This is a genomic window from Finegoldia sp. (genome assembly GCF_046991905.1).
In the GTDB taxonomy this organism is placed as follows: Bacteria; Bacillota; Clostridia; order Tissierellales; family Peptoniphilaceae; genus Finegoldia.
This window is the reverse complement of sequence record NZ_JBKWZF010000035.1, coordinates 1-13,849: the sequence shown is the minus strand read 5'-3', so window position 1 is coordinate 13,849 and position 13,849 is coordinate 1. Positions and strand designations below refer to the sequence as shown.

The following is a 13,849-nucleotide window of genomic DNA, read 5'->3' as shown; positions in this document are numbered from 1 at the left end:
CTGCAATATCATTTCTGAAATCCAATAGAGGTTGCATCCATGCTTTTTCAGAATCATTTTGAATCATGGCGGCCATCGACCTGTCTTCTGATACCAAGGTACAAACCCAACATCCAAAACGGCTATTTCCACAACTTGGAGAACTTGTATCCAATACTAAAGGGCATTCTCCGTCTTGTGAAGCTCCACTGTACATTGCCAATAATTCCTTATTTGAATGTCCCCACGGATTTTCATATTGCATAAGGTACTGCCATACTTCGTCATCACTCCAGTTTTCTATGGGGGTGAATACGTATGAATTTGCAAAGGAACCATTTTTACTTAAATGAGCTCTATATCTTTTCTTTTCATACTCTTCCATAACCTCTCGTCTTGTTTTACTTTCGGCTTTACGAGTGCCAAGCACTAAAATAGCTTCATTTTCAGAATCCAATACACTCTTTATAAAAGAATTAGAAGGTTCTATTTTCAGCCTATCCGTACACCAACGGAAATTTTTACGAGGGTAAGGATATCCTCGCCCAATTAAGTTTACCCAATATGTATTGTTCATTTTTGGAGTTAAACGCCGAGGCAATATAAGCATTTTATTTTCGGCAGCTTTTCGTTCCATTTTAGTTAATGATGCTTCTGCCCAAGTAGCTATTACAGGGGATTCTACTAAGGTATCTGTACTGATAACGTATACTTTTTTATGACTTCTTTGTTCTTCAGGTAATGAAGCAATTGCATACCATACCAGTTGAACTATTGCCGATGAATCCTTTCCTCCACTATATCCACATATCCAGGGAATATTATCTTCAAGATATAATTCTTGAATCATTTTTGTTATATCGTTAATATCTTTTTTATTTAATGCCATTTCAATCACCTTTTCCTTTTATCACCTTATTATAAGTTAAAAAGATATAGATGTAAACAGATGTTCTTATAGAAACCTACACGTTCTCATAGAAAGCTATCCTTTAAAATTCTTTGGTTTCAATATTAAGTATTAGATCTTCTATTACAAACACAAATAAAATAATTAAGAGCAGAGTCATTTCATTTAAATAACTCTGCCCTTAAAATATATGAAATTATATTGTTGTTTTATCTATTAGTTTTTTAAAGGATTTATATGAGCTAAGACTTCCATTACTATTTCATTTACAAATATTCCATAACTCTCTTTAAAATCAGTTTCATAATAATTATTCAATATAGCATTGACTTCTTCAAAAGTCTTACAACCATTTAATTCAGGATAACATTCGAAAGTTTCTTTAACTTTCTCAATTACCATATTAGTATATTCACAATTAAAATTATATCCTTTTTCTTCCAAAATTTTTATTTTATCCTGAATAAAATAATTACATAATATTTTTTCATTTATTTTTTTATTAATAAAAATAAAATTAAAAAGTGAATTTCTGTAACTATAAACTTCTGTCGGATATTCATATAATACATCATAATTTACATTTACCTTTTTACTTTTATTGATAATAAAGTGTTCTATACTATAAACCTCATCATTAGTAATAAACTCTTTTAACTCTTCGTATTTTCCTTTCTTAACTTTAACCATATTATCTGTAAACTCAAAGTAGTTATAGATAGCTGCTAACGATTTACATCTTATTCGTTCATCAAGAGCATCCTCCTTTAAAGAATATTTATACTTTGCATATATTTTTTTATTCTGTATATTATGACCATCAAAATATTCCATAATCTCTAACATTAATTCGTTATACCAATTTTTATGCTTAACAATTTTAAAAGTTCTATCTCCATCCTTTTTGTCAGAAAAAATCATAAATAAAGTAGCATAAAAAAATACTCCATATATTTTTTTACTATCAAATTTATTAGTTTCTTTATTTAATAATACGTTTAATACATACTTCATAATTAAAACTTTAGGAACTGTATCCTTATCTAACAATATTTTTTTCATTAAATTGTGTATAATAGAATATTCTATTGAATCCAGAGTCTTTTGACCAGTAAATAATTCTTTAAACTTTTCACTTGGACCGGATGATTCAATTATATCAATTATTATTTCTAAATATTTTATTATATTTACTAATACACTTCGCATATAACTATTGCTATTGAGTGCTTTTATTATATGTTCTCCAGCATAATGATTTACATTATTTATTGTACAATCATTTAGTAAAATAAATTCTTCTTTCTTGAAAACAACAGACTCATAACCTTGTTTTAAAAATAAATCACAATAAAAATAATGTTCAAATAGCTTAACAACCGAATATATGTCTCTTCTTTTGTTAAGTCTAAAAACAAGTTCTTTTATTTTTATCCAATAATTTCTTACTTCTCTACTTGAATCATTATTAAATAAATAACCTTTAAAAATATCCTCCGCATCTAATCTTATACCTTTTAAGTTTACATCTATAAAATATTCAATACTATTTTCTGTAGAGCCTTCAATATTTACTATAATATTTACATCACATTTCTTAAGATTATTATAAAAGCTTACAGCTTTAACTGAATTTGATAAAATATCTGATGAATCTATAGCATCCCATATTTGTTTATATCCGTTTCTTTGTTCGAAACTATCACTAAGTAATATTCTTTTTTTCAAAATATCATCAGAAATACTTTCAATATTAAAATTATATTTCATTAAACTAGCAAACTCAGAGAAATTTTGATTAATTATTATACAATTTTCAAAAACTTCAAATGAATCTACAAATTTCACTCTTAAATAGTGTAATATAATTATTAAAACTGTTATTCTTTGCTGCCCATCGATTATTTCAAAATCGTTAGCTACTCTTGTAAGAATAATATTTCCCAAAAATTTTTGCCCATTTGCAATATCCCTCAGAAGTTCAACCACTTGTTTCTTCTGCCACCGTATTTCCCTTTGAAAATCAGGTATAATATATTTTCTATCCTTTTTTAAAGAAAATACAGGCTCCGACTCTATTCCCTTTTGAACATGAACTGAAGTTTCCTTATTTTCAAGAAATTCTTTTAAGTGAATTACTGTTCCCCAAATGTTAGACATTCTTTCTCCTCCGTACTCATCAATTTATTTCATAGTAAATCTTTATCCTGTGTTTAATATTACAATTAGGGGTAGTCCGATTCCATAAAATTTAAAAATAATTATTCTTTGAATTCTCCATTTTCCAAACACTGAAAAAAATCAAGTAAAAACATTTCTAATTTATATGGTGTACCACCTAACTTTTCTCTTATTAATCCCATCCCCCTAGATGCATATTGATTTAACCGCCTTTTGGCATTTCCATTTAATCTAGTTTTAGAAGTAGAATCTATGTATGTTACCATCAGTCTTTCTAAACCCACAGCATCGGTTTGAGGGATACCAATAAGCTCTGCCTCCGTTGCTATTAAGAGCCCTGCTACATAATCACGACATTCTTCATATTCTGCTGGATATTCATCCATCTGGGAAGTTGAGTCCAATTCAGGTTCACTATCATACTTGCCACAGGACAATCCCGCTAACAAGCAAAAATAATATTCATCAAAATACAAATTTAACTTTGTACCATCCTTATTTTTTGGATCAAAGATATTCTGAAAATATTTACGGCAATTCTTTGGTAAAATAAATGGAACTTTACTCTGTGCCCTCTTTATCCTGATATCTGGCGAAATATTCTCTTCCAAATTTACATTCAACATCATTATCTTTCCCCCCTTTTAGGGTAATATATTGTACATCATCTCGTTTGTAAAACATTTCTGCAAAGCCCTTTACTTCTCCTGATGTCACAAAAATAATTAACTGATTAAAAAGATTAGGTATAACTTTTGCAATTTCTCTACGAACCTGCAAATCCATAGCAGCCGCTGGTGAATCAACAATAAATGGAAATTCAAAAACTGCATGTTCAAATAGAGAACCTATATATGCATAGGCAATAGCTAAAGTTTGTCCTTCACTTACAGCCTCTCTTCCATCCAGAATGAGATGATGATCTATTTTTTTGATAGTAATATCGTCATTCTTTATTATATTGGATATTTTATTATTTGTTTCTTCAATAACTCGTTTTTTCAAACTTTCCAGAGCATTATTTCTTATCTCCTTTAAATAGTCTTTTATTTTTTCTGCTTTCATGGTGAATTCATAAGTACCTATGGCCCTTAAGTAATTTTCTTTTGCTTCTTCAAAGGCCTTTTCGGCTAAGTAAATATTATTATCTTTATCAAGACCTGCATTTACAGTAAAATCCTTTGTCTCCAATAATAATACTTCATTCTGTAATTTTTTTATTTCTACATCTATTTTCTGCAAATTATTCTGTATATCTGCAATTTCTTCATTTCCCTTATTTACCATCTCTTCTTCAAGTAATCTATAATCGTTTTCCAATTCACGTAATGTGCTTGAAATTTCCTCTAAATTATTAATACTGTCACTTAGTTCGTTTGTAACTTTAATCTCTTTTAATGAGCCCTTAATTGCATTTAAAGCAACCAACTCTTCCTGTCCTAAATAATGATCTGCATTATTTAATATATTTTCTCTTTCTTTTTCCCCTATACACCTTCCACATATACATATTGCTCCCTCTGCAATCTCATTAAAAAATTCTCGTGCAGTAGATTTGGGTAATTTTAACACCTGCATATTTGAAGCTAAGGATTCTAACCTTTGAGCAAATTCATGGGAGATATTATATGGCTTTTTTATTAAATACAAAATCCTTTTTAAACTCTGACTTAACTCTATTTCCTTCCTTTTTAATTTCTCATCTATTTTTTGTTTTTTTTCATTAAAATTATTATCCTGTTCAATAAAATTTCTATATTTTATTTCATATTCTTTTTTTTTAGCCTCTTTAATTCTTAATTGATTACTAGCCTTATTTAATCTTTGTTTTAAATCTAATACTGTATTTTCTCTTGTTTGATACTTTCCTAATAATACCTTCATACTTCTTGATGTATTTTTCCCAATACCATGTTCTTGCTTTATCTTTACTAATTTATCGACCTCATTTATCAAGTCATCAAATTTATTAATTTGATATAAATATACAATTGCTTTTTCTGCTTCTTCATTTCCTGAACTTAAGGTTTTCCTGGCTTGCTCACCATCAAAAACAAATCTGTTTACAAATTCTTCATTATCAATAATTCCTTTTAAAATACTTGGAGTTTCCCATCCATCATCTAGACCTCCGCTTTCACCAGTCATACTTGTTTGAATAAAAGCTTTACCATGTTCATAATCTAAATGTAATATATAAAAGTATATTTTTTTATCAAAAGATACTTTAAGAGTAAATTTACCTTTGTTTGCATATACTCTAGTAGGAGCAAACGAGCGTACCATTTTTTCATCCCAAGAAACCGCTCTACCGCTCAGAATTCCCCTAAGCAAAGTAACAGTAGTAGTCTTACCAGTCCCATTTGGCATCATAATTAAAGAAACTGGATATATTTCACCAGACTTTTTACATATTTCGACTTCAACATTACCCATTTTACGAATATTTTCATATTTCCAATTTATAACTTCAATATTCATTGTTTACCCTCTATTTCCGAATCCACCTTTAACAAATTAATTGTATCTTCCAAATCAGATACTGAAGAACTTCGTTCAAAATAATTATTAATTAACTTTTCAAATCTTACTTTGAATGTATCTGTTTCATCCATAGAATTAATAATCATGCCAATGGACTCTTCTAACTCACTATATAATTTCATCCATATTCTCTCCTAATTTTTGCTAAATCGCTCAACCAGTTTTTTCTTTCTTGATCTGTACTTTCTCTCTCCTCTGATTCTTGAACATTAATACAAACAAAATCAATTATTAGTGCTCTTTTATCAGGCTCTTCTGGATTAAGTCTTAAACTTCGTCCAATTCTTTGAGTTGTAGTTAATTTTCCTTTATCAGAAGAAAGCAATATTATGTTTTTTACAGATTTAATATCTACACCTTCTGAAATCTTTTTACATGTTATTAAACATGTTAGTTCACCGTTCGCAAATCTTGTTAAATTATTAGAATGATCAGCACTATAATATGTATGATAATTAGGCATATAATTAATTAAAACATTTTGTACCGCTTCACCATATTCTTTATTAGCAACGAAAATTACACAATTATTTAGTATGTCTAAATTTTGTTTTATTATATTATCCAAAATAGGTAATTTGGCACTTGATGTTTTATTTATATTAGCCAATTCTCTATACATCTGTTCTTCATCAAAATAAATTCCCCGTTTTCGCATATATTCATATCTAGCAATTATTTCTTTCTTTTCTTTGCGTTCAGAATCCAATAGTTCATAATCTAATGGGATATAATCAAACTCACATAAAATGCCTTTCTTTATAGCTTTCTCTAAACCAAATTCATAAATGACTGGTCCTATCTCTTCTTCAATAAATTGATTGCCTATTAGATCATATTCTCTTTCTGGTGTTGCGCTCAATCCTAATCGATATTGATATTTACTTATCATTCCTGTAAGACTTTCTCTTAATGAAAGAGAACCTAATCCATGAACTTCATCAAATAATAGAAACGTTTTATTTAATGTTTCCAACTCATTTCCCCGATGTTCCAATTTCGAAAGGCAATTATATAACCATCTTTCTTCCCGGGAAATAAGTAATATTCCTTTCTTATTCCAAAGTAAAAAATCTTGAAATTCTTTATACTTATCAAAATACCTAAAAATAATTATATCTTTTATCTCTTTTCTAATTTCTTTATACCATTGTTCTAAAAGCTCATTACCTCTCACTATCACTAAGCACCTAGAAATCTCATTACAATCAAATAAATATTTAATTATATTAATAGATGTTTTTGTTTTTCCTGTTCCTGTAGCCATTTGTAATATACCATGCTTTTTCTCCAAAAAAATATGCATAGCTTCCTTTTGATGATGCCACTTATCTTTTTTTTCTTTAAACAAATAGGGACGTTCAGAACTTCTTAATGTAAATATCTTTTCTTTAATTGCAGAATCAGGTGTATAAATTTCCACGTTCGAATCTAAATTATTCCATAATTTATCAAACCTCTTTACATCTGAAACAACATAATCTGATACACCTTCAATCCATGATTTAAATACCTTAATACTTTCATAATTTGAAAATCCTTTTTTCGTATCGTTTATAGAACCTAAAAAAGAGATTTTCTCTCCATATTCATTAGTGAAAATCCCAAATTTGTCGTGAAAATCTCCATCCTCCAAATAATTTTTAGGTATCGCAAAGCGAATTTCTAAAATATTATCATAAAGCATCCATGCAAATATATTTTTAGTATTCTCTTCCATTTCAAGCTTTAGTAATTCTATATTCTTAAGCAAAAGCTCACGAAAATACTTATACTTTTCTTGTTCTGAACTATTATTTATAATCACCTCATAATCGCTATAATATAAAATAGGACTGATAATCCAACGGGTATGTCCGCCTCTACTAGCAAAATCAGCCATCCCCATTGAATTTTGGGATATCCAGCCTGAAGTAAAGAAGCCCACACCTCTATCATAATTAACAGCCCACTGTAAACATGGTCTATAAAATTCTTGTTCTAAGTTATTTTCTGAAGTATTATATGATATACCTATATCTAATTCTTGCATTTAGTTGCTCCTGCTATTTTAACAGTTCATCATAAGTAGTTCCCAAAGCATCTCTAATTCCTCTTAACTGAGATGCCTGGATATGTTGTCTTTCACCTTCAATTTTCACTAAACACTCTCTCGTCATCTGTATCCCACTGTATTGAAGTCTTCTCAAAAGTTCTTTTTGCTTTATATTTTTTTCTATTCTTATACTTTTAATATTATTCCCAATATGAATAAAATCGTCGTGTTTTATTTTTTGTTCTTCCATATAATATCATCTCCTAAACGAACCTATTTGGGTTCATTAATAATTTTAGGAGAAAATATGAATATATTGGGACTTATATGAGTCCATATCTCATTGCTACTTATTTTTTTTACAATTTATACCTTTTTTTGTTAATTAAAATATATTCATGCAAAAAAAATTGCCAGTAGGAGATTCCTACTGGCATAAAAAACATAATAGATCTCATGGATTTATAACATTTTATCTTCTTTTATTAACTTTAATTTTTCGGAGTCGCAGATATTATCATATAATTCTTTTCTAATCCTGTTTGTCTGTCCAGTATCTTTGACACATCCTATAAACTCCTTGAAATCAGAATTAATTATACATAATTTATTTATAGTCTCCCAATCAAGTACTTCCTTTGACCTAGCAGGAAATAGAATTTCGGAATCATCCGGATTGTACACATCCAATTTAATAATACCAATGCCAAATGAACTTGATAAACGTTTTAATTCTTGATTAAAGTCGTCATCTTTTTCTATAAAAGCTGTAACCAAATATCCTTCATGTGCCCACGATGAATTAGAAACTGCCTGAAAAAAACATTCCCGTAAATTGGATGAACTCAAATTACGTTTTAACTCGAATGAATATAATTTTAACGGAAGTACCCCCATTTCCTTTGAAAGAGCTATAACATCACTTTCCCAAACATCCGAAGGAAAAGATACTCCAACAAGGTCCGGATGTAACCAGATTTTAAATTTATCATTCTTCCCTGACTTTTGATGATGAATTGTTCTAGTATATACATGCTCAAGATACGTATATGCAAAATATGTTAGATGTTTATGTAATTCTATCTCTAATAAACCAAAAGTTCTATTAGACTTCTTTTCTTCATATTCTTTATATTCTTTTGGCACTGGTTCATCTTTTAAATAAAATTTCTTTGGCCGAAGCTGAGCATATACACCAAATTTACTATTAGGATTATCCTTAATATCAATATCTATTTTTCGGCCAATAGTGATCCAAGGTGTTTTACCAACAAAACCTCCTTTTTTATCATACCCTTTATTCAAACCGTACTGCCATATTTCAGACGCTGTCATTGGTTCGGCATTTTCATGAATAACTTGTTCAGCAAAATCCTTTAAAGTATACTTTTTCATTGGCTATTCTCCATTTTTTAATTTATATACTATTTTTTAGTAATTTATATTGATTAAGTCAATTAACATTTTATGCTCATTGAAAATAATTAATCTTCGTGCCAAAAAAATATTATATTAGCCGTATTAAATAGTGGATTACCTACTTATACATATTGTAAAGATTGTATATTTCATTAATTATTCTGTACAAAATAAAATTTACATGTACAATCCTAATGTAATAAAATTTTTTTCTTCTTTTCGCTCTCAATATATTAAAGAGTACGAACTTCTTTTTAAATATTTTAAAACCTTAGATTAAGTTTATTGTAAATTTATTCCCTAATTTTAAAATACTCAAATGATTGCTTATAGTCATAATACCTTCTCTTATGCACTAATAAACATATACTTTTATCACAAGAAAATATACATCTATTAATCCCACCAAGTTATAACTATAGAAACTTAATAATAAGAATGTTTTGTATTATAGTATACCTTAGCCGTAAATCCCTTTTAATAGAAATTTTATGTTCAAATATAGTCTTTCATCAAAAAAGTTGTTTATCTACACTTATCGACACCACCATATCCTAAATAATTCTAAGCTTTATAGAGAGTGTATAAATAGACAGTATGCTACTGCAAAAACGAATATAGTTGATAAACAATACAGCATTGTTAACATCCTAAAGAACCCTAACTCAGCAAATTGTACGGATAAGAAAACTACCATCTCCACATGCGACGAAATAGAATACTTATACTACATAACGAAATTGTTTCGCTATTTTTAAGGTGTTGCTCTCCCCCTCCCAAGAATCCCTACTAATTATTTTTATACCATAGGAGGTTTTTACTTATTTCTCATATTAATGTTAACTATCAAATAGTTTTTTGGGGCAAAAAAGCATATCTACTAACTATATTTGGATATTGATTTAATAGAGATTGCATTTCTATTTTTCCCCAATAATGGATGCAACCATTGAGATACCTATTTTTAGCTTGTATTCTATTTATCGCTGAAGAGGATAAATCATTTGAACAAAATAAACCATATCTTTGAGCATTATTTTCTTCTAGCAAATCACCAATTTCTGCAACATCCTTCCTATCAAGACTTTTTTTACTATGCTTACATTGAAAAATCCAAAGTCGCTTTTCATCACCAAATGCACCTTTAACTATTTCATTGGCAATTATATCTCTCCCCCCATCTGTTGCATTGGTTTTTCCAATAGGATGGACATCTACAAATTTCATTTCAATTAACAAATCATAGCACAACTTTTCAAATTGAGTGGCAGTCAAATGGGAAAAATCATATAAATATACATCTCGAGGGTTTCGAAAAGGGGTAAACTTATCTATCATTTCTTGCAAATATAACTGCTCAAGATCTCTAGCCTCTGAATAACCACTTATATTAAACAGACAGTTAATATACGAGTCTGTTAAATATATATATTCATTCGAATCCGTATAGATTTGTGGTATTTCAAAAATACTAATCAATGAAATAATTTGCTCATAAATATTATATGCTTCTAAATTTATACTGCCAATAAATCCATTTTCAAACTTAATAAGAATGTTTTCAGTTCCTTTATAAAAATGCTTGGCTTTAACTAATTTTTCTTCATCTGAAAAAAAAGATTTTAAATCATATTTTATACTTGAGATATAGAGGTATTTACATTTGTAATATTCATTTTCAGACTTCAATAACTTCTTATATTCAGGTATTTGAGCAATCAAAACATCTATTGCGTCATATACATTATCAGTCGTATATATACCTGATAACTCTCTAATGCTATTCTCAGACTCCATAAATCTATTAATTAAATCTTCACTAATATCTTGGTTCCAATATCCTACGTAAATATTATAACTTTTATCAGGACAACCATAAGCAGCACAAAAATCATCAACTTCTTCATGTGGTTTGATTCCTACGATTCTTTCCAAACTAAATCGTAATAATGACTTTCTAAAATTTATCAATATATCTTCTTTATATCCATAATCAGATTCAAAATCATCATCACAATTAAGGCTCCAATCATCAAAAGAATATTCTTTAAAAATATCAAATTTATTACTCTCTGTATAGATCCTTACTCTAATGGGCTCTATATCATCGGTTTCATAGTTCAATATATTTTCTTCATTAACTATATTATCATCTTCAATAAAATTATATATTTTACTTAACACTTTAATAACATCATCCACTTGTATTGACATGTTATTCCTCCCATTCCATTTATAAATCAATATGCCTGCTATCATAATCTATAAATGTTATATTATAATTAAAAAATCAAACCAACATACATAGAATTCCCATTTCCTAATATTTTTTGCTTCTTAGATATTATGCTTTTATTGAACAAGGTTTTTGTCATACCTTATTTCAATTTTTTCCTGAATAGGAGTAATTTCGTGGGACATTAAAAATCTTTCAAGCAGAATTGAACCCTTTTGTCAAAACATTCATTTTCCTTTCCCCAGTAATCTGAAACATATTTCACCTCAAGCAACCATAAAAGCACACCTACATATCCTCATCAAAGTCTCGAAATCCTTTAATTTCCTAGTCTTTCCTCCCCATTAACACCACCGTCTCCACATGCGTTGTCCCCGGAAATTGATCTACCCCACGTACTCTCACCACCTCATACCCATTCTCCCCCAAATATTTCAAATCCCTCCCCAAAGTAGCCGAATCACAGCTCACATAAACAATCCTCCCCGGCCGCATCCGCACCATCGTTTCCAGGCACTTCTCATCGCACCCCTTCCTGGGCGGGTCCACCACGATCACATCCGCATAAACCCCATCTTCTTCATACTTCCGCGGCAGCACCTCTTCCGCCTTCCCCACGTAAAATTCCGCGTTCGTTATCCTATTCCTTACCGCATTCTCCTTCGCGTCCGCAATGGCCTCCGGCACGATCTCCACCCCATACACCTTTTTAGCCTTCTGCGCCAGAAACAATGAAATCGTCCCAATCCCACAATACAGATCCCAAACTGTCTCTTCCCCCGTCAGCCCCGCATACTCCAAAGCCTGTCCATACAGCTTCCGTGTCTGTACCGGATTCACCTGATAAAAAGACAGCGGAGAAATCCGGAACACCACGTCCCCGATCGAATCCTCAATCTTCTCTTCCCCTTTAAGAACCCGGACCTTCTTCCCCATAATCACATTCGTCCGTTCCGTATTCACATTCACGGACACACTGGTCATTCCCGGTATCTTCCACAGTTCATCCACCAGTCTCTGTTCCTCCGGCAGCTTCTTCCCATTTATAATCAGGCAGACCATCAGTTGTCCGCTGGCAAATCCTTTCCGGATCAGCACATGCCTCAGCAGCCCTTTCCCGGACACTTCCTCATAAGCGGACACCCCGTATTTCTTCATAAACCTGAGGATAATCTCCAAAATCTGCTGATTTTCCTCCACCCCTAACGCACAGTCCGTATTAGGTATAATAGTATGGCTTCTTCCCGCATAAAATCCCGTCACCACATTCCCTTCTTTATCATATCCGAAAGGAAACTGGGCCTTATTCCTGTAATGCCAGGGATCCTCCATCCCGATAATCGGCTCCATGCAGTCGTCGATTTTCTCCTGATCAAACCCGCCGATCCGCACCAGGTTATTCCTGATTTTATTCTGCTTGAATTCCAGCTGCTTTTCATATGAGAGAGACTGCAGCTGGCAGCCGCCGCATTGGCGGTGGAAGGCGCAGGGAGGCTGAACGCGAAAAGGAGAAGGCACAAGAACCTTCTCCAGCTTTGCATAGGCATAGTTTTTCTTCGCTTTCATGACCTTCACCTGTACGGTATCGCCGATGACCGCATCTTTGACAAACAGAGTAAAGCCTGCGGCTTTTCCGCCGGCTTTTTCTTCTGTGTCCGCGGCATCAGGGGCAGGGAGTGCAAGCTTGCCAATGCCCTCGCCTTCTGTGCCGGTATCGGTTATTTCTACTGTGAGAATGTCATTCTTTTTGATATCCATATATATTTACTCCATCCGTGTCATCCTGATATTGGATTCGAAGAGCCGGTTATAGCCCAGCCATCCGTCATCCTTGGTGTTCTGAAGGGCTTCCATGAAGGTTTCCATCTTAGCGTCCGTGTTGTCGGCCAGGTTGAGGGCGGCGGCTTCTATGATAGCGGGCTTTTTGGGGGAGCCGTATTCGTATTCTCCGTGATGGGCCAGGATGCAGTGTTTGAGCTCGGCTTCCAGTACAGGCGGGAATCCTGGGATGGTGCGGGCCTTCTGGCCGATCATCTCTGTGCCCATAACGATGTGTCCCAGGAGCTGGCCGTCATCGGTATAATCGTTTTCGGGGAAAAGAGAAATCTCTTTGGTTTTGCCGATATCGTGGCAGATGGCAGCCGTGATAAGAAGATCTCTTTTCAGTACGGGATAGGCGGCGCAGTAGTATTCACAGAGTTTGGTTACGCTCAGTGTATGTTCCAGCAGGCCTCCCACAAAGCCGTGGTGTACGGTTTTGGCGGCGGAGGACATGCGGAAGGCTTTGATGAAGGACTCGTCTTCCAGGAAAAAGCTTTCCAGGAGCTTTTTCAGGTACTGGTTTTCCACACTGCCGATAAAGCCCAGAAGCTGTTTATACATGTCATCTATATTTTTGGAGCTTACGGGAAGGTAGTCGGCAGGATCGTATTCTCCCTCTTCGCAGAGGCGGACTCTTTTCACGCTCACCTGCAGAGCGCCCTGAAAGCTGTTCACATCGCCGTATACCTCAATGTAGTCCAGGGTGTCAAATTCGGCAATTCCC

At 32.2% G+C, this 13,849-nt stretch carries 11 protein-coding genes; all 11 read right to left on the bottom strand.

Annotation, left to right across the window (positions count from 1 at the left end):
* A partial coding sequence (gene dndC / locus ACLUJM_RS10340) for a DNA phosphorothioation system sulfurtransferase DndC (RefSeq protein WP_412412777.1) occupies positions 1-868 on the bottom strand: 868 nt, incomplete at its 3' end.
* A 237-nt stretch (positions 869-1,105) separates the two neighbouring features.
* The gene (locus ACLUJM_RS10335) at positions 1,106-3,049 is read right to left on the bottom strand and encodes a DUF262 domain-containing protein (RefSeq protein WP_120093239.1); all 1,944 of its coding nucleotides are present in this window, start codon (positions 3,047-3,049) and stop codon (positions 1,106-1,108) included.
* Positions 3,050-3,150: 101 nt separating this feature from the next.
* Complete coding sequence (locus ACLUJM_RS10330) at positions 3,151-3,699, bottom strand: hypothetical protein (protein ID WP_120093236.1); 549 nt, start codon at positions 3,697-3,699, stop codon at positions 3,151-3,153.
* A complete protein-coding gene (locus ACLUJM_RS10325) occupies positions 3,632-5,551 on the bottom strand; it encodes an AAA family ATPase (protein ID WP_120093233.1) in 1,920 nt (639 codons plus the stop codon). Before ACLUJM_RS10325 ends, ACLUJM_RS10330 begins: the two co-directional genes overlap by 68 nt.
* Positions 5,548-5,736, bottom strand: coding sequence for a hypothetical protein (locus tag ACLUJM_RS10320; RefSeq protein ID WP_120093231.1), 189 nt, complete (start codon positions 5,734-5,736; stop codon positions 5,548-5,550). Before ACLUJM_RS10320 ends, ACLUJM_RS10325 begins: the two co-directional genes overlap by 4 nt.
* The gene (locus ACLUJM_RS10315; protein ID WP_120093228.1) at positions 5,733-7,646 is read right to left on the bottom strand and encodes a DEAD/DEAH box helicase family protein; all 1,914 of its coding nucleotides are present in this window, start codon (positions 7,644-7,646) and stop codon (positions 5,733-5,735) included. Before ACLUJM_RS10315 ends, ACLUJM_RS10320 begins: the two co-directional genes overlap by 4 nt.
* 13 nt (positions 7,647-7,659) lie before the next feature.
* Positions 7,660-7,899, bottom strand: a complete 240-nt coding sequence (locus ACLUJM_RS10310; protein ID WP_120093225.1) for a helix-turn-helix domain-containing protein — start codon at positions 7,897-7,899, stop codon at positions 7,660-7,662.
* 212 nt (positions 7,900-8,111) lie between these two features.
* On the bottom strand, positions 8,112-9,044 hold the full coding sequence (locus ACLUJM_RS10305; protein WP_120093222.1) for an HTH domain-containing protein: 933 nt from the start codon (positions 9,042-9,044) through the stop codon (positions 8,112-8,114).
* Between the two features lie 870 nt (positions 9,045-9,914).
* Positions 9,915-11,282, bottom strand: a complete 1,368-nt coding sequence (locus ACLUJM_RS10300) for a restriction endonuclease (protein WP_165868710.1) — start codon at positions 11,280-11,282, stop codon at positions 9,915-9,917.
* A 349-nt stretch (positions 11,283-11,631) separates the two neighbouring features.
* Positions 11,632-13,062 (bottom strand): 23S rRNA (uracil(1939)-C(5))-methyltransferase RlmD, encoded by a 1,431-nt coding sequence (gene rlmD / locus ACLUJM_RS10295; RefSeq protein WP_412412776.1) that lies wholly within the window; start codon positions 13,060-13,062, stop codon positions 11,632-11,634.
* 6 nt (positions 13,063-13,068) lie between these two features.
* On the bottom strand, positions 13,069-13,849 hold a 781-nt coding region (locus ACLUJM_RS10290; RefSeq protein ID WP_412412775.1), incomplete at its 5' end, for a 3'-5' exoribonuclease YhaM family protein.

What these genes read in the sequence shown, in the direction of transcription:
- ACLUJM_RS10335 (WP_120093239.1), bottom strand. Translation starts at nt 3,049, where the DNA reads ATGTCTAACATTTGGGGAACAGTAATTCACTTAAAAGAATTTCTTGAA.
- ACLUJM_RS10330 (WP_120093236.1), bottom strand. Translation starts at nt 3,699, where the DNA reads ATGATGTTGAATGTAAATTTGGAAGAGAATATTTCGCCAGATATCAGG.
- ACLUJM_RS10325 (WP_120093233.1), bottom strand. Translation starts at nt 5,551, where the DNA reads ATGAATATTGAAGTTATAAATTGGAAATATGAAAATATTCGTAAAATG.
- ACLUJM_RS10320 (WP_120093231.1), bottom strand. Translation starts at nt 5,736, where the DNA reads ATGAAATTATATAGTGAGTTAGAAGAGTCCATTGGCATGATTATTAAT.
- ACLUJM_RS10315 (WP_120093228.1), bottom strand. Translation starts at nt 7,646, where the DNA reads ATGCAAGAATTAGATATAGGTATATCATATAATACTTCAGAAAATAAC.
- ACLUJM_RS10310 (WP_120093225.1), bottom strand. Translation starts at nt 7,899, where the DNA reads ATGGAAGAACAAAAAATAAAACACGACGATTTTATTCATATTGGGAAT.
- ACLUJM_RS10305 (WP_120093222.1), bottom strand. Translation starts at nt 9,044, where the DNA reads ATGAAAAAGTATACTTTAAAGGATTTTGCTGAACAAGTTATTCATGAA.
- ACLUJM_RS10300 (WP_165868710.1), bottom strand. Translation starts at nt 11,282, where the DNA reads ATGTCAATACAAGTGGATGATGTTATTAAAGTGTTAAGTAAAATATAT.
- rlmD (WP_412412776.1), bottom strand. Translation starts at nt 13,062, where the DNA reads ATGGATATCAAAAAGAATGACATTCTCACAGTAGAAATAACCGATACC.